We start from the raw sequence: 18,650 nt of genomic DNA on the forward strand, positions 1-18,650 counted from the left end.
GCCGTGGGCGGGTTTCCCGACTTGAGGCGACTGTCGTCGGGTTTCCCGACTTGTAGCAAGTGGCGTGGATTTAGGGGGATCTCAAAATATTTGATACATCACTAAGGACTTTTCAAACATCCTCTTAAGTGTCCCAATGCATTTGGGACTTCTTTTGACGAAATGTTAACAGAAAATATGCTAAAACTTAAAAATCAAATTAATTTTTGGCTTGTGATAACAACATCATAAATTAATGTCCCTATAAAAAAGCTGGTACTATTTATATGTAAGCCTGTATAGAATAGTACCTTCATCTAGCAAGGATTTCAGGCAGATGATTCTGTGCATTTTCATACAGAATTTGTATGAGGACATTGATTTATGTTTATGTTCAGTATAAACAACTGTTAAATTCGCTTTATAGCAGAACTATATCCTGCAAAAACAGTTTTCAAGTAATATACTGACATCCTTTATCAAACACCGTATTACGCGCTTTTATATATTAAGCGTTGTTGCAAGAGAAGGTATGGACAGTTTGGTTTCTGCCTACAAAAAGAACAGTCAAATTATTGGTGTCTTGCCCAGGGAAGTACCTCTTACAATGTAATTTTGTACCCCCAAAATCTATATTTGCAGTTTGTTCTTCATCATTTATAGCTTGTCCCCCAGATAGAAGCTGCTGCTCTTTTGGAGATAACACCATAAGCAATTCAGTTGCAATACATTGGTCTGACATAGTTGCTTACCCTTTTAAGCTAGGTATCAGTGGGCTTAGAGCGTTCTAAACATTCGATCTAGTCGCTCTAAACTGCCCAACATGTGATTGAGATAACTTGATAATGAGTTATCTCTATTATTTAGAACGAATACTTCAAACAAAATATTCCAGAACTAGTCAATAATTTCGGACATTATTAAACAGCATCTAAAGTCTTATTCAGCTACCATCGCTTGCTCTTTCATCGCCGAGGAAACATTAAAACCTCACACGGTAATTAATTCTCCTCGCAGGACGGTGACTGCTTGTCCAGCAAGAAAGACGCGATCGCCCCCCGAATAGTTCACCTTCACTACACCACCACGGCTAGATGCTTGATAAGCTAAAAACTCATCTTTGTGCAGGCGATCACGCCAAAAGGGAGCAAGACAGCAATGGGCGGCTCCTGTAACTGGGTCTTCGTTAATGCCTAATCCTGGTGCAAAAAAGCGCGAGATGAAATCGTAATCTGAATCAGACTTGGCAAGGCTTGTAACTATAACATCAGAAATAGGTAAATTTTTTAATTGCTGGAAATTGGGCTGCATTTGCCGCACCAATTCTTCAGACTCTACTTCCACCAAATAGCCTAGGGAATTCTGCGAGACAGATTTGTAAGATACACCCAAGGCTTCGCTGAGTTCTGGCGGGGCGACTGTTGCTTGTGAGCGATTTGCAGGAAAATCCAGCTCAATCCATTCACCTTGCAGCTTGGCAATCAGTATTCCACTTTTAGTGTAGAAACGGGCAGCTTCATCAGATGATAGATGCCCCTCTGACCAAAGTACATGAGCACTAGCTAAGGTTGCGTGACCACAAAGCGGCACTTCCACCGTTGGCGTAAACCAACGCAGATTAAAGCCATCATCGTGTTTGACTAGAAAAGCAGTCTCAGATAAATTCATCTCCTGCGCCACGTTCTGCATCCAGCCATCATCTTGAGGTTCAGGCAAAACACATACAGCAGCAGGATTACCTGTGAAGTGTGTATTTGTGAAGGCATCAACCTGAGTAATAATTCGTCTCATAGGGGCACCCTGGAAGTTGAGGCAGCAAATTGGCGGCTTTGTATACTTATCATGAGTGCTTTAGAAATTTACACACGCAAAAGCAAATATTTACATACAGCCTTGCGGCTTAGTTGTTTGTATTGCCATGCCATCTTGCAACCTCCTGCATTAATGCATCGGCATACAATGCGATCGCATCGGCATACAATACGATTGCATCGACTTTTAGTCAAGCTTAAAAGTTAGTAATACATATTTTCCAGGTCTAGGTTCAATGTTAAGTACAAAAGAGAACTTGAGGATAAAAATTATCGGGGGCGTCTTAGCAGCTATTAACTTAGCGTTAATTTCTGGAGGATTAGTGAGTTGCGGTGTTAGAGAACAGCAGCCATTAGCTCCAATTGAGCGACAAAAACCAGAACAACAGCTTAACCAGAACGATAATGATGACGACGATGATGGCGATCGCAATGAACGCAACAATCGCAATGATGATGACAATGATGACGACGATAAAGACTAAATAACCTTTATTTTTTTGTTTGAGTTTCTATTTATGCTGATCCAAAACACCACTAATTCTTTCATCGATACCCTGCGTCACCGACGGCAACGACTAGCCAACCTCATTGATTTTCCAGCAATTATTTGGTCGGGAGGCAGCAGCCCGCGCAACTTTCCAGCAAATCGTTTTCCTTTGCGTGCTAGCAGTCATTTCCTCTATTTTGCGGGACTACCATTGTCAAATGTAGCCATTCGCTTAGAAGCGGGCAAGCTAGAACTATTCATGGATGATCCCCAGCCCAGCAGCGCCCTTTGGCATGGAGAAATGCCAACGCGTGACGAAATAGCCCAAAAGATGGGGGCAGATGGTGCTAGACCAATGGCAGAATTAGAATTGTGGCTAGAAGGTACAGCTACAATTGCCGTGCAGGAATCTGCTACTTGGACGCAGCAGTCGCAGCTATTAAATAGATGGGTTTTACCGCAAAGTCCTCCCCAAGGAATTGACTTGGAGTTAGCTAAGGCGATCACTTCTCTACGCCTCACCCACGATGATGCTGCTTTAGCTGAGTTGCGAAAAGCCGCTGCTGTTACTGTTGCAGCACACAAAGCCGGCATGGCAGCAACACCAAAAGCCAAACTAGAAGCAGAAGTTCGTGCAGCGATGGAAAGCGTCTTCATCGCTCAGAATATGACTACCTCCTACAACAGTATTGTCACTGTTCACGGCGAAGTTTTGCACAACGAGCATTATCACCACTCTCTGCAACCAGGTGACTTGCTACTTGCCGATGTTGGCGCTGAAACCGAGACAGGTTGGGCTGCTGATGTCACCCGTACTTGGCCTGTTTCTGGCAAGTTTTCATCTACCCAAAGAGAAATTTATAATGTTGTGTTGGCAGCTCACGATGCTTGTATTGCCAAGATATACCCCGGCGTGGAGTATGAGGATATTCATCTCTTGGCTGCCACAGTCATAGCCGAAGGTTTAATTGATTTAGGAATCTTACAAGGAAACGCTGAAGATTTGGTACAAATGGATGCCCACGCGCTGTTTTTCCCTCATGGTATCGGCCATCTACTGGGTTTAGATGTCCACGATATGGAAGATTTGGGCGATTTAGCAGGATATGAAGAAGGCCGTGAAAGGAGCGATCGCTTTGGCTTAGGCTACCTACGTTTAAATCGTCCCCTACGTCCGGGAATGTTAGTCACAATTGAGCCTGGTTATTATCAAGTACCAGCAATTTTAAATGATCCTAAACTGCGCTCAAAATATCAGAATGTAGTCAATTGGCAACGTTTATCTCAATTTGCCGACGTGCGCGGCATCCGCATCGAAGATGATGTTTTAGTTACTACAGAAGGGAGCGAAGTTTTAACAGCTGCATTACCGAATGATGCCAATACTATAGAAAATCTATCTAAAATCTAAAATCTAAAATTGGCGCGGTCAAAGGTGCGTACAGGACGACTCAAAAAGTTTATGAGTCTAAAAACTAATGATTAAGCATTTATTAAATGTTTGCTTAACTGTCTTAAGTGTCTTAACTGTCCTTGCATCTTTGCCATAATTATATGAAAATATCTGAGTGGAAAAAGCGCAGTAATTTTGCTGTTAAGCAACTGGGCTTCTAATCTATCTTTGCATTAAGTATTAAATAGTTAACAGTTTCAGTAAACAGTGAACAGTAAACAGTAAACAGTTGGGGATTTAAACCCGTCAGATAGTGCCTGCTACTAATCTACTTTGGGTTATTAGTTTTAAGTTAGAAGTTAGCGTCCCTTAGTGGTTTTCCTTAAACCCAATTATTTTGACTGATTACTGTTTACCGTTTACTGATAACTGTTAATTATGTGTATAAGGAAGTAAAAAAATGGATATTGATAACCTAGCTCAAATTTCCAAACGAGATTTGGAAATCATTCAACTACATCAGTTTCAACAACCCATCTTCTGTTGCAATGTCACTGCAATTGCCTATGCCTTTACCGCATTGGGGTATCTGACAACTGTTGATGAGATTTTTTATGCCACCCAACTGCCGATCGCATCGGTTTTAGATGATGGCATGACGTTAGCAGAAACCTATGACACCTGTCGAACTTACATTGAAAAAAAAGAATTACCGGTGTCCATTCGGGTGGAGCATTTTGATAAACCGAGTATGACGCTCGAAGCATTCATCCGTGAAGTTGAAGCCGCCGTTTGTGATGAAAATGATGTCCACATTCTTAACTTCAATACCCGTATTGCCCATGAAAATCCAAGTTTAGAAGGTGGTCACTTTTCTTTATTAGCAGACTATGACCCAGACACTCAAGAAATCACCATTGCAGATACAAATCCCAAACGGTATACCCGGTTTTGGAAGTGCCCAATTCAGCGTTTATATGCCGCTTGCGTCGATAAGGATTCTTCATCGAATCGCTCTCGTGGCATGATTGTGCTTCGCAGGCAGGAGAAAGCCAATCTAGCAGGTAACGGAGTAGTTCATCCAGCACAAATCGCCTTGAACACTCTCCATTCTGAAAACAGTTGAGCTTTCTCTACTATTAACTTTTGGATTTCTTGCTCTGCCAAAGTTTTTAGCTGATTATAAATAATAAAATATTCTGCACTCAATTCAGACTTATCAGTTAATGGTAGAGTTTTCGCAGGAAGTAAAAACTTATCTTCACCCCTTACTTCCATCCCGACAATCCGCAAATCTGCTTCAGGGTAATTCTCTGCTAATTGCTTAAATGAAATAGCGATCGCACGAGGGTCAACACCTTGGTTATGGTAGAGGTAGAGTGTATCGAAAATTGGCTTAATAAAATCACCAAACTCCCCGTCTGCAAACACCTCTTGGCGATTATTCGGTTTGCTGTATAGGTCAGGGTTTTCTCTATATGTTCATGCAACAATTAACCCAGATGGCGAAGTTAATTTACTTGTGGGCGAATCAATTAGCAAGTAATTAACTCCACAATATACTTCAATTTTATATTTACCAAAGCGTAGGCGTAGCCCGTACTTCTCTACGAGACCAAGGCGTAGCCTAGCTTCTTCGTAGGAGTACGACTTGGCTCAGTGACCATCGTAGACATTGCTCTTTTTCAACTCATTGCGGACTAATCAAGACAAACTCATCTAAAACTAAAGACACTACAATATTAGGCGAGTCCACATCCTCTACTTGAATCAGCCAGCGCTGACTTGCTTGGTTATCTGAGCGTGATTCTCGACTAAGAACTACGCCATATTTTCCAGCTACATAAGAAGGACTTAAAATCAATACTCTATCTCCTACTTGAATATCCTCTGAGTTTTGCAAGATGCCCCTGAAACTATAGGTTTTGATAAAGATGAAGCTTGCTGCTGTACTGCTAATTTTAAACAAAAATGAGCTGGTTAATAATCTTTTCTTAATCTACTTAAGTTAAAGACTTTTGCTGCAAGGGCTTCTGCGCCAAAGCACGAAGAATCGTTGGTGTTCTTCCAGCCCATGCATCCCTCGGTTTAGATAATTTATTTAGATAGGCTAAGAGCTAGCTATAATATATGAGTAATTTTTGTTGATATCCCGGTATAAGTCCCTGCAACTTGAGGCTTGTCATTACCCAAATTATTATCACAGTCCCAGAATGGTATCTACCGACATTACGCTTAGAACTTAAGTTCTAGGCTAATAGCAAAAGTCCACGTATGGACTGAAGTTTTTGCTGAGTTTACTTGAGCTATTAGCCTTGGAATTGATTCCAAGGCGGCATGTCATGGTAGCTCTATTAGGAGGGAGAAATTGGCAAAGCCAACGCAAATTCTGTTCCTCTATTCAACTCAGACTGACAAGTAATCTTGCCCCGATGTTTTTCTACTACAATTTGATAAGTAATTGCTAGACCCAAACCTGTACCAATACCTCTTGGTTTAGTTGTGAAAAACGATTCAAATATCTTGTTTTGATTCTCTGGTGTAATACCAAGACCATTATCTGCAATTCGCACCACCACCCAATCGTCGTTCCAGCGTTCTGTGGTGATGGTGATTTCGGGTAAAAATTGCGAATCGCCAGCAGACTTTTCCTCCATAGCATCGATCGCATTGCTCAACAAATTCATAAATACTTGGTAGAGTAAACCTGCATAGCCTGGAATCGCTGGAATATCCCCATATTTGCGAACAATGCTGATTCCTTTTTTCAAGCGATTGTTCAAAATTAGCAGTGTAGTATTGATACAAGCGTGTAGTTCTACCGGCTGGACTTCGCCCTCATTTAAACGCGAAAAATCTTTCAAGCTTCGGACAATCTCTCGCGTCCGGTCAGCGCCAACTGTCATTGAGTTAATGAGTTTTGGCAAATCAACTTCTAGAAACTCCAAATCAATTTCCTCAGCTAGAGTTTGCACAGCAGTGGGAGGCTGAGAAACTTCGGTTTTGTATGTTTGCAATAGTGCTAACAAGTCGTCAATATATATTTTTGCGTGTACGAGGTTCCCAGAAATAAAATTTACAGGATTATTAATTTCATGAGCGACGCCAGCAAGCATCCGTCCCAAACTGGACATTTTTTCACTTTGAATGAGTCGCGCTTGGGTTTCGGATTTTTGTTCTTCTAAAAGACGCTTTACTTGTTGAATTAGCTGGTTCAGAGAGCTAGCTAAAACGCCAATTTCATCTGTTGTGATTATAGGCGCTTGCAAATCAAAATTAGCTTCTTGGGTAACTCTTTGGGCAATATTTGTGACTGCATTAATAGGGCGAGCAATCATTTTACTGATATAAAAAGCCAGGATGGCAGCGATCGCCACTGACAACAGGATACTAATGATAATAATCCGAGCTTGCATTACCGCAGCCTGATTTTGGGCTGCATCAGCCTCTTCTTGGCGTTCTCGAACTGTTCTTGCAAGATCGGTTAATTCATGGGCAAAGTCATAAAACTTCAGTGCATCCTGACTTTGACTAAATTTCGAGATTAATTGCTGTGCTTTTGGCACTCCCTGCGGCTGTAAAATTAGTGGTGAAACTTGCTGATTCAGTACCCTGAGTTGTTGAAAATACACAGCTATTGTGCGATCGTGCTTGTTGAGTAGCGCTTGCAAATCCTTTTGCGAATTGATTTTACTAAATTCCAACGCCTGAGAAAGCAACGTTTCCGCTTCTACCAAATTATCCAGAGAATGAGAAGTTTTCTGCTGCAACACTTGCGGCTGCTGTAAAAAAGGCACTATTTCTTGCTGATGGATCTGTATTTCCAACAATTTACCTTGCAAATTACTTAACAAAGCCCCTTCTTCATCTGCGAGTATCATCTGTTGTCTGGCTCGTTGGAAATAGCGATCGCCAATTGCCAACCCTACTGTTGTTCCCAAAACTGCAATTCCCAAGGCAATAGTATACCCACAAACAATTTTTTGCCGAATACTAAGTTGATAGAACACTCGTTTAACCCAGTGAAAGTATCTTAATTTGAGTGTCGCAGTCATAGTAGGACTCGCAGTTCAACTTTTTCAGGAGGCAGGTTTTGATCAAAAACGAGAAATCCAGCCGAACGAGTTCAATAGTAAATTTTATACCAAGCGTGTTATCAGTTGATCAAAAATTGCTTGTGGCTACTCTGGTGAAAAACACTGAAGCTATTAAGATTAGAAGCATCTGCCCACTGAATACTCATTTATATTTGCTATCCATGCCTCTGTCGCGCATAGTAACGCTGGTTGTTGGTCTGATCCTCATTTTGGGGCTAAGTCTATGGCTGATTGATTCTCTCTCACGCCTCTACTGGCAGTTGTCCTATTCTCCACTGCTAGGCAATTTACTGCTGTTATTGCTGATTTTGCTCATAGGAGCCTTGGTTGCGGCTTTTGTGTATTATGTACTGGTGATTCAGGCTGGCGAAAAGCGATCGCGCCGCAACTCAAGACGAGTAACACCAGCGCAAATTCCCGCAGCCAAATCTGATGCGGCTTCTTCAACTCTTCAAGCTGTACGGCAACAAGTAGCGCAAATTCAAGATGAAGTAGCACGCCAAGCTTTATTAAGTCGATCACGGGAGATTGAAGTCAACTTAGCACGCGGTGAGATTCAAGTAGTGGTATTCGGTACGGGAAGTGCTGGCAAAACTTCCTTAGTCAATGCCGTTATGGGACGCATGGTAGGCCAAGTTGATGCACCAATGGGAACAACTCAAGCGGGAGAAACCTATTGTCTGCGGTTGAAGGGATTGGAACGCAAGATTTTAATTACGGATACGCCAGGGATTTTGGAAGCGGGGGTAGCGGGAACGGAACGGGAACAGCTAGCGCGGGAATTGGCAACGGAAGCAGATTTATTGTTATTTGTGGTGGATAATGACTTGCGACGATCAGAATATGAGCCGCTGCGGGGATTAGCGGAAATAGGTAAGCGATCGCTACTTGTGCTTAACAAAACGGACTTATACACAGATGAGGACAAAGAAGCTATCCTTGCTAGATTGCGTCAGCGGGTGCGGGGATTTATTGCCCCAAATGATGTAGTTGCGATCGCTGCTAATCCCCAATCTGCACAACTAGAAACTGGCGAAACCTTCCAACCAGAACCGGATATTGTCCCCATGCTGCGACGGATGGCGGCTATTTTACGCGCTGAGGGTGAAGATTTGGTTGCAGATAACATCCTGCTGCAATCTCTGCGGCTAGGAGACGAAGCGCGAAAACTCATTGATGGCCAGCGCCGCCGTCAAGCTGACAAAATTGTCGAGCGATTTCAGTGGATTGGTGCTGGTGTGGTATCAGTCACGCCTGTTCCTGTAGTAGATTTACTGGCTACTGCCGCCGTCAATGCTCAAATGGTTGTAGAAATTGGTAGAGTTTATGGCTGTGAGTTGAACATGGAACGGGGACGAGAATTAGCCCTTTCTTTAGCAAAAACCATTGCCAGTCTAGGGATAGTTAAGGGAGCAATTCAATTATTATCTACGGCTTTACAACTCAATGTTGCCACTTTTATTATTGGTAGAGCAATTCAAGGTGTAACGGCAGCTTATCTAACAAGAATTGCCGGGAAAAGTTTTATTGAATATTTTCGTCATGACCAAGATTGGGGCGATGGTGGGATGACAGAAGTAGTGCAACGACAGTTTCAAATTAATCGCAGAGATGAATTTATTAAAGCTTTTGTTCAGGAAGCGATCGCACGGGTAGTTAAGCCGTTAACAGATAGATCTGAGGTGATTGAACATGAAGAAGAAACCGAGAGTTAAGATATTATTATGTACATAGGTAAGAAGGTAAAAAGAAAACCGCTAAAAAATCATAGTTTTTGATATGACTCAAGCCTTAGCAAAACTAGTAACCTTTGATGAATTTATCCAATGGTATCCAGAGAATTCTGAGGTACATTACGAACTGCATGATGGGATAATTATTGAAATGCCAAAACCTACAGGTGAACACTCTGACATAGCTGGTTTTCTTATAGATGAATTTAACATAGCTATTAAAGAGTTGGGTAAACGTGGCGTTTGGAACATCCCTAAAGAATGTGTTGTGAAGCCTAATAGTGATAAATCTGGTTATGAACCAGACATTATTATTTTAAATCGTGAAAATATTCTTCAAGAGACTCGCTGGAAAACTGAATCAGTCATAGAGCACGGTAGCACTGTTAAATTAATTGTTGAAATTGCTAGTCAAAATTGGCGAGATGACTACTACAAAAAATACAGTGATTATGAGGAGATGGGCATAGCCGAGTATTGGATTGTTGACCACAGCGCAAAAGCAACTAAAAAACTTATTGGTAATCCTAAATTACCAACTATTTCAGTTTACCAACTAATTGAAGGGGAATATCAACTCACTCAATTCAGGGGAAATGAGCGCATTGTATCGCTAACATTCCCTAATTTTAATTTGACTGCTGAAGAGGTTTTTCAAGCTGGCTTGTAATCAAAAATAAAGTCTAATATTTTCGTAAGCGAGGCTCAACATCAGTTACAAAAACTCATCGAGCAATTTATCAAATCTCACAAGCCTGTCTCACTAGAGGTGAACATAGTAATGCTATTCTGATTACTGGAAAATATTGGTTTGCAATTTACTTATTATGTAAAAAAAGTTAAACATTGTGAGGTTACTTATGACTCAAACTCAAACAGCAACAAAAGTAGTAACCTTTGAGGAATTTATTCAATGGTATCCAGACAATTCCCCAGTACGTTACGAACTGCATAATGGAGTAATTATTGAGATGACGCCACCAGTCGGGAAACATGAAGAGATAAAAGGATTTTTGACTACTAAATTAGTCATTGAATACAGTGGATTAAACCTCCCTTACTTCATCCCGAACCAAGCAATAGTAAAACCTCCTGAAGGTGAATCAGGTTATTTACCAGATGTTTTAATCTTGAATCGTCCCTGTTTAACTTCAGAATCATTATGGACGAAATCTTCAACTATTACTCAAGGTAGTTCAATTCCTTTAGTGATTGAAGTTGTTAGCCAAAATTGGCGCGATGATTACTACAAAAAGCTTGCTGACTATGAGGAGATGGGGATTCCAGAATATTGGATTGTCGATTATGCCGCATTCGGTGCTAGAAAATTTATCGGCGATCCAAAAGTTCCTACTTTTTCACTTTATGAATTAATAGATGGAGAGTTTCAGGTTAGCCAATTTCGAGGTAATGACTGTATCGTATCTCCAACTTTCCCTGATTTGAAAATGACAGCTAACCAAATTTTTCAAGCAGGTGAAGTTATTGAAGATTAACTACTGACGCAGCTATAAAATGAGATGATAAGTATTTTTGCCTGTCTCTGGCAGTGTAATCAGCCGTCGATTAATCACATCGGGTTGTAATCCCAGTTCTTCAAGGGAAATTAAGCCCAGAAGCGAGTCTTCTCCTCCTGGTAACTCTGTGCAGGTGAATTCTCCGTGCCGTCCTCCTACTGTTAAACTTACTCGTTTAAAAAGTCTTGTTTTGCAAATTCCCGCAGCAGTTTTAACATCAATTTCACTGGCAAATGGTAAGCCTAACTGAGTAATAATATTCGCAGGTAGACAAAGACGAGTTGCTCCTGTATCAACTAAAACATTATTGAGAGTTATGGAGCGAATCTGTTCACTCTTAATAAATCCTCGTTCTGCTAAAATTTCATCAACTAAATTTGAGACAGTGATTGTAGTCGTGACAATTCCCATTTCTTGAGTAGATGTTATGGTCATGGTAAACTCCTGACTAATGGAGATTTGATAATGCGATCGCGCAGAGCACCTGCGGTAAGCGATCGCACCTTGTAATTCTAATCTTTACCCTAACCCACTCACTCGGATTGTACAGGCGATCGCCCAGATAAAATAATGAAACCCACAGAATCAAGTTTCATCTGAGGCTGACGAATTCCTTCTAAAATAGCTTCATTCAACCCACTCTCTAAATTCAATTCTTCAGCAACCGCATAATCCCAAGTTTGTCGGTTCAAACGCAGGCGTAATTGTTCGGCTCTGTTACCTAACTTCTTCTCAGCAACCTTAGCGCGTTGTTCGCACAAATCAATAAAATCAGGACGCTGGGAGAGCAATTCTAAAGATGTGCTACGCGCTTGATAGCAAAAATTTTGCCATTTACTAGCATCAACAAAATCATCAATAATTTTCAAGCGTCCCTTTGCTAAATTGTAATCCCAGTATTGACTACTGCTTCTATCTTTATAAGGAAGTTGCAGGATTTTCAAAAGATTTTCATCTTCAACAATGTACATTGGTTCATTGCGAGCATCAATAAAAATAGTTTCGACAATTGGTGGAAATAAAGCATCAGTACGTCGCTTCAAAATCTTAAATTTCGTATCATCTAGCTTTGACTTTGTTAAAATTTGCCTTGCAATTTCTAAATTTGCCTCGACTACATAATTGAATCGGAAACCAAACCACTCCATCCCTTCCCCAGAATCCCAAGATGTGTCAGTACGCCACATAGCAAAAGCTCTACCTCGGTCATCCCAATCTATATAGCTAAACAGCGCTTCTACCAATCCTTCTCCAATACGGAAGAGTTTGATATTAGAGTTCTGATTTGCCACGCGACGGTTATAAGTACCAAATTGCTCTGTATGATTAGCAAAACGACTTCTCAATTCATCCACTGGTAGCAAGGTACGTTTATTCGGTTGATAACGCCATGCTTCTGCTAAATTTGAGTTATCAACTGCCTGAAAATGCAAGGCGTCTTCAATCCAGCCTTCAATTGCTCGTTTAATTTCTAAATGACGAGCGTCATAATTATCTAATTCTTGAAAATATTGAGTAGCGTTTTCCTCTTGAGTATCAATTTCATCTAACGCATTTTGTTCGCTAATTTTTACTTGTTCTTCAGCGATTTCTTGTTGGATTTTTTCTATTATTTTTGATAGTCCAGTAGCACCTGATTGAAACATGGCTGCTTCTAATTCTGCCAATTTTGCATCAATATAAAACTGGAGACTAGCAATCGATTGATTGAAAATTCGCAACCCGTCTTTTAATAATCGATACCAAGCATCGTGGGGGCTATCGCTTATGTCTGCACCAACTAATACTGTAAACTCAACGTTTATAGTTCGACCAATTCGGTCAATTCTACCAATTCTTTGTTCTAAACGATTTGGCGACCAGGGAAGGTCAAAATGAATCATCCAATCAACAAATTGAAAGTTACGACCTTCTTCTCCAGAAGCATCACAAACGAGAATAAAGCAATTAGGGTTACTCTTAAACTGATTTAAGCTACTTTCAACTTGAGCGGGAGTTTGTTCTGATTTATGGCTAGCGATAGTTGCTGCACCAAAAGTATCAGATAAAGAGCGAATAATTTCTGCTCCAGTTTGCTCAAAACTAGTAAAGATGACAATTTTGGGCAAATAATCACCGGGAATAGGTCTTTGAATTCTCTGTTTTACCCGCTCGGACAATTGCTTAATATTACTGCGGAAAGATTGAAGTCCTAAAATTTCTGATAGGCGATAGAGGAGTATAATTTTTAGTAGCTCAATGCGATCGCCATCTTCCGAAGGCTGTTTAATAATCCCTAGCAACGATTCTAGAATTTTTTCTTCTTCTGGAAATTTCGCGGTTGTAGTCAAGGTACGGATATCATCTTCGCCAAACTCCCGAATCAAGCCAGTATGGCAAATACTGCTTAAACGGGCATTAATTAACTGTTCTAGAATACCTGACCAAGTACCAGAAGCTAAAAATAATAATCGGAAAATTCGTTGATACTGCTCTTGATTAGGAGCAGTGGTACGCCATTGTTCTATCAGTTCGTAAATATCAGGCGATCGCTCATCTAAATCATATTCTTCTTTGAGTGTAACATTGCGATCAAATATGACATCTTCCACAGAAGCCCTACGGTTACGAAGCATTCGACGATGAAGCCGATAGGTATCGCTGATGTGGGTGCGAATCTCTCGAACAATTTTATCTCGTTCAGTAGGAGGTGTTGCTGATGTTTGTAAACAATTTTGCAAATCTTGTATAAGATTTAACAAATATTGATCTTCTGCAAACAGATTTTGCAGTTGTTGAAGGTTAGTTTTTAAAACTGAAGGATTCGCGCCTTCCCTAAAAGAAAGGAGAACCTTACCAATTTCCTGGCGGCTTTCAACTCTAGCGCGAAAACCTGCTAAGTCTTCAAGTTTATAGGTTGTCGGGTCGAGCAGGTGCAGCATTGCCAAAAAATCTTGTTCGTGGTTGAGAACAGGCGTGGCGGATAATAAGAGTAAGCGATCGCTTCTATGAGCAAGATTTTTGTAAGTCTCAAAACGCTGGCGCACTGCTGCATCTTTAGAGGTTGCCATTGCCGCGATGTGGTGGGCTTCATCTAAAATTAAGAAGCCTACTTTGGCTTTCGGGTTGATTCTATGGACATCTTCAACCGGAAGCACTACCACCCGTTCGGGAAAATGGGACAGATAAAACTTATTTTCTAACTCAATCCGCCATTGTTGGAGCAAATGTTGCGGAACCAATACCACCGCACGTTTTTTTGGTTCATCGAGGAGGTATTGACGCAAAATCGCACCCGCTTCGATGGTTTTTCCTAGTCCCACCTCATCTGCTAGCAAATAGCGTTGAATTGGGTCTTCTAGGACGCGCCGCACAACTTCAACTTGGTGAGGATAAAGATTAATATTTGCCGAAATCAGTCCCGTCATTCCGCGACTAACAGCGCGTTGCTTAATTAAGCATTTGACAAAAGCCAATCTTCTATCGTGGAAATAGGGCGTTTCGTGACCCTTCATTGCTAAAGTTTCGATTGGGTCTACGATGGGTAGATTACAACGAACGTAAATTTCCTGCTCAACTGCGATCGCAGTTTTCTTATCAGGCAGGTCAATTTGATACTTTCTTCGATCTTCATCCCAATCGAAGACTCTGCCAATTATCCATGTGTCTTGAGTTCCCAAATTAATATAGCATCGAGTCTGAGCCTGAAGCCTGACTTTAAAGAGCGAATTTAAAGGTAAAGTTTTTTGTAGGCGTTGTCCTACTGAGCAGAAATACTCAATGATCGCATTATCATCAGATATTCCAGTAACTTTTCCTATCCCCAAATCGTTATTCTGGGACTGCACCAATGAACCAAGCTCAATCATAGATCCAGTCCTCTGAACACACTAATAAACATCATTACAGCAATAGCTACAGCCTTTCAGACTAGCTTGCTATGGAAATTTTGTAAATATATATAGATGATTAACTTACATCGCACTGAAAGTGGTAGCAAGCCCCTAGAAGCAGATAAGTATATTGGTTAATAGTACTTTTGATTATGATGATGATAATTTTGCTTCGGGTCAATAAAAAATCAACAAATAATATAGATATTTTCCACAGGCTCCAATCCCTAAACTCTAAAGGTTTACCGTTAAAACACTAACACTTATTGAAAGGCATTGCAGTTTTAGCTATTTGTTCTCCTAACAAATGCATTAATAGATTATCAACACTAAGAGATTTTTCAGTATTCCTTGCTTACTATCACCGATTGCTACAACCGTCTGAGGTTGTATAGAACAATAATTTTAGAATTTATTACTCAGCTACCAGCAACAGGTTTGGCATCTAGTACAATGTGATATGGCAAACCTACTTGTTTTTCTTGTCTAAATAACCTTTTAAACCGAAGCCACTTCCTAAACCACCTGCAAATATAATAAGTAACTTTAGTAACTCTTTATAAGTTTCTAAATCCTTATTTACTAAAAAAACAGTTAAAAATCCTAAAAATCCTAAAAAAATGACTATATTAATAAGAGTATATTTACGAGATGCTTGAGTATCAGCAAAAGCTCTTTCATCATCTTTCTCGACAATCTCAAGTATTTTTGAGATGTGAGATTCATTAATTTTTTCTTGAATTGGTGATATGAAAGATGTAGGCGATATCCGTTGCATTGAAAGAGTTGTCTGCACTATTCTCTTTAATTCTGGAGGTAAGGTTTCTAATTCATCAGGAGGATTTTGTAAATCTCCAGCTCGATCTGATTTTTTATTTTTATCATCTAAGCTTTCATTAGATTCAGAATTAGCACTAGACATTCTATCTGCTCCTTATCAGTCTAGCTGCTTTCAAAGCATAACTAATTTGTTCTATATCAGAATTATCTTCATCTATTAAAGACAACTTAGTTTGCAAAAACTGTACTAGCTTGCGTTCTAAAGTTTCTTGAACTATTTCTTCTACTTCATTTTCAATGAAAATAGAACAGGCATAGCAGACTAAATTTTCAAATGCCTTGTCGCTAATTTCTCCATTAGCGTGTAGATAAGAAAAGTAAGACAAAACACCTTTTAGCTTTTCTACATTCAAGGTAGTAAAGGTGGCTCTCTTGAATGATCCGCTTCCTTTTAACACTGAATTTGTTATTTTTGAAATTCCTCTACCTGCTGAAGACATAGTAACATTCTTTAACTCACAGAAGAATTTAGTGTATTACTATTAAAAGTACAATTATAATTATGTAAAATTTTGAACGTTGAAAATTAATTAATAAAACAATACTTATGTTTTAGTCAACTTTAAAATAAAACTATCACTACGAATATTATCACTAAGGTAGATTTTTGTCAATTCTTTGTCATGTGATTACTTAAATAATAACATTTATTAAAGCACGAATAGTTAATTTTGATATTTTTGTAAAGTTGCAGAAATTTTGTAATCGATAGCACAGGAAGTATCAATTGGTATAATGCATAAGTTAAAAACAGTGCCAAATATTGAAAAATTTTATACCTATGCCTAATTAATATTCAGCGTTTTAAAAATAATAAAATACTATTCTTGCTAAAGAAAAATACTTAAGAAACAAAGTTTGCATTCAAGGAGTCCATACTCTAGTACGTCACAGCGGAAATCAACATAGCATCTGACAAAATATCAAAAGCCCAAGATACAAGGTTTTTTGACATTTTGACATTTAAACTTAGAATTCCGCGTTTGGAAAGCATCTCGTAAGAGAAGCGACACCTAGTATTTTATTTCTAAGGTATTCCGGAAACACGGAGTAATGCTAGGAAAACTAATATAAAGGCTTACTAAGTAACCAGCTCATGAACCACCACATGATCGGTAAAGTATTACAAGGGCGTTATCAAATTGTTCAAAACCTAGGTGCAGGGGTATTTGGACAAACATATATTGCCATAGACATAGATTACCCAGGAAACCCTAAATGCGTTGTTAAACAGCTCAAGGTTAGCAGTTCCCATTCCAGCTATTTAGATACTCTGAGATTACGGTTTCTGACTGAAACTGAAACTCTCAAGCGTCTGGGAAGTCATCACCAAATTCCTGAATTCATCGCTTGCTTTGAAGAACACGAACGATTCTACTTAGTGCAAGAGTGTATTGAAGGACATGCGTTAACTGCGGAATTACCCATTAAGCAAGGGTGGGGAAGTTTGTGGGATGAGAGCGAAGTTATTAAATTTTTAAAAGATGTTTTAACTATTCTAGAATTTGTTCACTCTCAAGGTGTCATCCATTGCGATATCAAACCAGAAAACTTGGTCAGACGTGCTTGTGACGGAAAGTTAGTTTTAATTGATTTTGGCTCAATCCAGCCAATTGATTTTGGCATTGATGCAGAATTACCTATTTACAAGATTCCTGTTACCTCATTGGGTTACATACCGCCAGAGCAATTTATTGGTCAAACACAGCCAAACAGTGATATTTATGCTTTGGGTATGATTGCTATCCAGGCTTTAACGGGTATGGAACCGCTGCAATTAAAAATAGACCCCTATACTAATGAGATGGTCTGGCGTTCTCAAAACACACCAATCGGTGATTATCTAGCTGCTGTTCTCAGCCAAATGATTCGCTACGATTGGCAAAACCGTTTCCAATCTGTGGGTGAAGTACTACGGGTACTCAAGCACATGGAATGGGAAAAGCCACAACAAATAGTAGAAGTACCGTATCAACTTTCTTTAGAAGTAACTGTTGAGGATGATAATTCTCACCAATATCCCGTATCTGGGAAATCTTCACCGTTATTAACAGGAATGAAAGTCGGACTTGCAGCTAATTCTTTGTTGATGGGATTTAGTGTATATTCCTTAGTTAATAGCTCGCCAGCATATTCAGAAACAGAAACTTTATATAAAGCCACAGAAGAATATCAATCGGGGGATTTGCAAGAGGCGATCGCACTGGTAAAATCAATCTCATCTCAAAGTAATGTTTATCCAGAAGCTCAAGCCACAATCGAAGAATGGCAGCAGCAATGGCAACTAGCTGCACAGCAATACCAATTAGCTGAAACAGCCTCAAATGAAGGTAGATGGTCAGATGTACTTCGTGTTGCTCCTAAAGTTCCAGATATTTTATATTGGCAATCCAAAACAGATAAACTAGTGCAGCAAGCACACGCCAAAATTGAAGCTCAGACACAAGATTTATTAGCAAAAGCGTATGAAAGTGCTGGGGGAAGAGATTTTTCCACTGCATTAGCATATCTGCGTCAAATTCCTCAAGAAAGTTCTGCTGGCGCTTTAGTTCAAAAAAAGTTGGCTGAGTATCATGAGAAACGGCAGATTAGAGCAGCTTATTTTTTACATAGAGCCTATAAGCAAGCATCTATTAGTGATTTTAATGGTGCTGTGCAATTTTTAGGAAAGATTCCTAAAGATACTCCAGTTTATGCTCAAGCTCAAGTCAAATTAAATGAGTATACTCAAAAGCAACGCTTGTTAGCTAAGAGTGAAAAGATGGGATTAAGAACTGTATCTTCTACACAAAGAAAAAGTTCTTTAGTTTCTAACAATTCAGCTACTAGGATGGAAAAACTTCGGGTAGGAAGTAATCTGCAAGAAGTAAATATCCGGTAGTTGTAGAGACGTTGCATTGCAACGTCTCTACAGTGGT

General features: G+C 39.8%; 15 protein-coding genes. 7 read left to right on the forward strand and 8 right to left on the reverse strand.

Annotation, left to right across the window (positions count from 1 at the left end; translation table 11 throughout):
* Positions 1-969 precede the first annotated feature (969 nt).
* On the reverse strand, positions 970-1,770 hold the full coding sequence (locus tag FNW02_RS22885; RefSeq protein WP_191759794.1) for a PhzF family phenazine biosynthesis protein: 801 nt from the start codon (positions 1,768-1,770) through the stop codon (positions 970-972).
* Positions 1,771-2,026: 256 nt separating this feature from the next.
* On the opposite strand from FNW02_RS22885, the gene FNW02_RS22890 reads away from it, so the two are divergent.
* The 3 genes from FNW02_RS22890 (at position 2,027) to FNW02_RS22900 (ending at position 4,799) form a co-directional block, all read left to right on the forward strand.
* Positions 2,027-2,275: a hypothetical protein gene (locus FNW02_RS22890; RefSeq protein ID WP_191759795.1), complete on the forward strand. Its 249-nt coding sequence runs from the start codon at positions 2,027-2,029 to the stop codon at positions 2,273-2,275.
* Between the two features lie 33 nt (positions 2,276-2,308).
* Positions 2,309-3,691 (forward strand): aminopeptidase P family protein, encoded by a 1,383-nt coding sequence (locus FNW02_RS22895; protein WP_191759796.1) that lies wholly within the window; start codon positions 2,309-2,311, stop codon positions 3,689-3,691.
* A 442-nt stretch (positions 3,692-4,133) separates the two neighbouring features.
* Positions 4,134-4,799 carry a phytochelatin synthase family protein gene (locus FNW02_RS22900; protein ID WP_191759797.1) on the forward strand — a complete coding sequence of 222 codons (666 nt, stop codon included), beginning with the start codon at positions 4,134-4,136 and terminating at the stop codon, positions 4,797-4,799.
* On the opposite strand, the gene FNW02_RS22905 is transcribed toward FNW02_RS22900, so the two are convergent.
* The 3 genes from FNW02_RS22905 to FNW02_RS22915 form a co-directional block, all read right to left on the reverse strand.
* A complete protein-coding gene (locus FNW02_RS22905; protein ID WP_225225848.1) occupies positions 4,751-5,104 on the reverse strand; it encodes a hypothetical protein in 354 nt (117 codons plus the stop codon). The two genes, FNW02_RS22900 and FNW02_RS22905, sit on opposite strands and share 49 nt — an antisense overlap.
* 259 nt (positions 5,105-5,363) lie before the next feature.
* A complete protein-coding gene (locus FNW02_RS22910; protein WP_191759798.1) occupies positions 5,364-5,576 on the reverse strand; it encodes a hypothetical protein in 213 nt (70 codons plus the stop codon).
* 451 nt (positions 5,577-6,027) lie between these two features.
* Positions 6,028-7,728 carry a sensor histidine kinase gene (locus tag FNW02_RS22915; RefSeq protein WP_191759799.1) on the reverse strand — a complete coding sequence of 567 codons (1,701 nt, stop codon included), beginning with the start codon at positions 7,726-7,728 and terminating at the stop codon, positions 6,028-6,030.
* Positions 7,729-7,931: 203 nt separating this feature from the next.
* Between FNW02_RS22915 and FNW02_RS22920 the strand changes: the two genes are divergently transcribed.
* The 3 genes from FNW02_RS22920 to FNW02_RS22930 all read left to right on the forward strand — a co-directional run bounded on the left by FNW02_RS22920 (position 7,932) and on the right by FNW02_RS22930 (position 10,999).
* Positions 7,932-9,485, forward strand: coding sequence for a YcjF family protein (locus tag FNW02_RS22920; protein WP_191759800.1), 1,554 nt, complete (start codon positions 7,932-7,934; stop codon positions 9,483-9,485).
* 64 nt (positions 9,486-9,549) lie between these two features.
* Positions 9,550-10,173, forward strand: a complete 624-nt coding sequence (locus tag FNW02_RS22925; RefSeq protein WP_191759801.1) for a Uma2 family endonuclease — start codon at positions 9,550-9,552, stop codon at positions 10,171-10,173.
* Positions 10,174-10,363: 190 nt separating this feature from the next.
* Positions 10,364-10,999 (forward strand): Uma2 family endonuclease, encoded by a 636-nt coding sequence (locus FNW02_RS22930; protein ID WP_191759802.1) that lies wholly within the window; start codon positions 10,364-10,366, stop codon positions 10,997-10,999.
* 12 nt (positions 11,000-11,011) lie between these two features.
* Here FNW02_RS22930 and FNW02_RS22935 read toward each other — a convergent pair whose 3' ends face one another.
* From FNW02_RS22935 to FNW02_RS22950, 4 genes are all read right to left on the reverse strand, one after another.
* On the reverse strand, positions 11,012-11,455 hold the full coding sequence (locus FNW02_RS22935) for a retroviral-like aspartic protease family protein (RefSeq protein WP_191759803.1): 444 nt from the start codon (positions 11,453-11,455) through the stop codon (positions 11,012-11,014).
* A gap of 98 nt (positions 11,456-11,553) precedes the next feature.
* Complete coding sequence (gene dpdE, locus FNW02_RS22940; RefSeq protein WP_191759804.1) at positions 11,554-14,868, reverse strand: protein DpdE; 3,315 nt, start codon at positions 14,866-14,868, stop codon at positions 11,554-11,556.
* Positions 14,869-15,361: 493 nt separating this feature from the next.
* Positions 15,362-15,814 carry a hypothetical protein gene (locus FNW02_RS22945; protein WP_191759805.1) on the reverse strand — a complete coding sequence of 151 codons (453 nt, stop codon included), beginning with the start codon at positions 15,812-15,814 and terminating at the stop codon, positions 15,362-15,364.
* 1 nt (position 15,815) lies between these two features.
* On the reverse strand, positions 15,816-16,172 hold the full coding sequence (locus tag FNW02_RS22950) for a hypothetical protein (RefSeq protein ID WP_191759806.1): 357 nt from the start codon (positions 16,170-16,172) through the stop codon (positions 15,816-15,818).
* A gap of 656 nt (positions 16,173-16,828) precedes the next feature.
* On the opposite strand from FNW02_RS22950, the gene FNW02_RS22955 reads away from it, so the two are divergent.
* Positions 16,829-18,613 (forward strand): serine/threonine-protein kinase, encoded by a 1,785-nt coding sequence (locus FNW02_RS22955; RefSeq protein WP_191759807.1) that lies wholly within the window; start codon positions 16,829-16,831, stop codon positions 18,611-18,613.
* The last annotated feature ends 37 nt before the right edge of the window (positions 18,614-18,650 follow it).

It is taken from the genome of Komarekiella delphini-convector SJRDD-AB1, assembly GCF_014831675.1.
Lineage (GTDB): Bacteria > Cyanobacteriota > Cyanobacteriia > Cyanobacteriales > Nostocaceae > Komarekiella.

Excerpts from the sequence above, each read along its gene's own strand:
- FNW02_RS22885 (WP_191759794.1), bottom strand. The coding sequence starts at position 1,770 with ATGAGACGAATTATTACTCAGGTTGATGCCTTCACAAATACACACTTC.
- FNW02_RS22890 (WP_191759795.1), top strand. The coding sequence starts at position 2,027 with ATGTTAAGTACAAAAGAGAACTTGAGGATAAAAATTATCGGGGGCGTC.
- FNW02_RS22895 (WP_191759796.1), top strand. The coding sequence starts at position 2,309 with ATGCTGATCCAAAACACCACTAATTCTTTCATCGATACCCTGCGTCAC.
- FNW02_RS22900 (WP_191759797.1), top strand. The coding sequence starts at position 4,134 with ATGGATATTGATAACCTAGCTCAAATTTCCAAACGAGATTTGGAAATC.
- FNW02_RS22915 (WP_191759799.1), bottom strand. The coding sequence starts at position 7,728 with ATGACTGCGACACTCAAATTAAGATACTTTCACTGGGTTAAACGAGTG.
- FNW02_RS22920 (WP_191759800.1), top strand. The coding sequence starts at position 7,932 with ATGCCTCTGTCGCGCATAGTAACGCTGGTTGTTGGTCTGATCCTCATT.
- FNW02_RS22925 (WP_191759801.1), top strand. The coding sequence starts at position 9,550 with ATGACTCAAGCCTTAGCAAAACTAGTAACCTTTGATGAATTTATCCAA.
- FNW02_RS22930 (WP_191759802.1), top strand. The coding sequence starts at position 10,364 with ATGACTCAAACTCAAACAGCAACAAAAGTAGTAACCTTTGAGGAATTT.
- FNW02_RS22935 (WP_191759803.1), bottom strand. The coding sequence starts at position 11,455 with ATGACCATAACATCTACTCAAGAAATGGGAATTGTCACGACTACAATC.
- dpdE (WP_191759804.1), bottom strand. The coding sequence starts at position 14,868 with ATGATTGAGCTTGGTTCATTGGTGCAGTCCCAGAATAACGATTTGGGG.
- FNW02_RS22945 (WP_191759805.1), bottom strand. The coding sequence starts at position 15,814 with ATGTCTAGTGCTAATTCTGAATCTAATGAAAGCTTAGATGATAAAAAT.
- FNW02_RS22950 (WP_191759806.1), bottom strand. The coding sequence starts at position 16,172 with ATGTCTTCAGCAGGTAGAGGAATTTCAAAAATAACAAATTCAGTGTTA.
- FNW02_RS22955 (WP_191759807.1), top strand. The coding sequence starts at position 16,829 with ATGAACCACCACATGATCGGTAAAGTATTACAAGGGCGTTATCAAATT.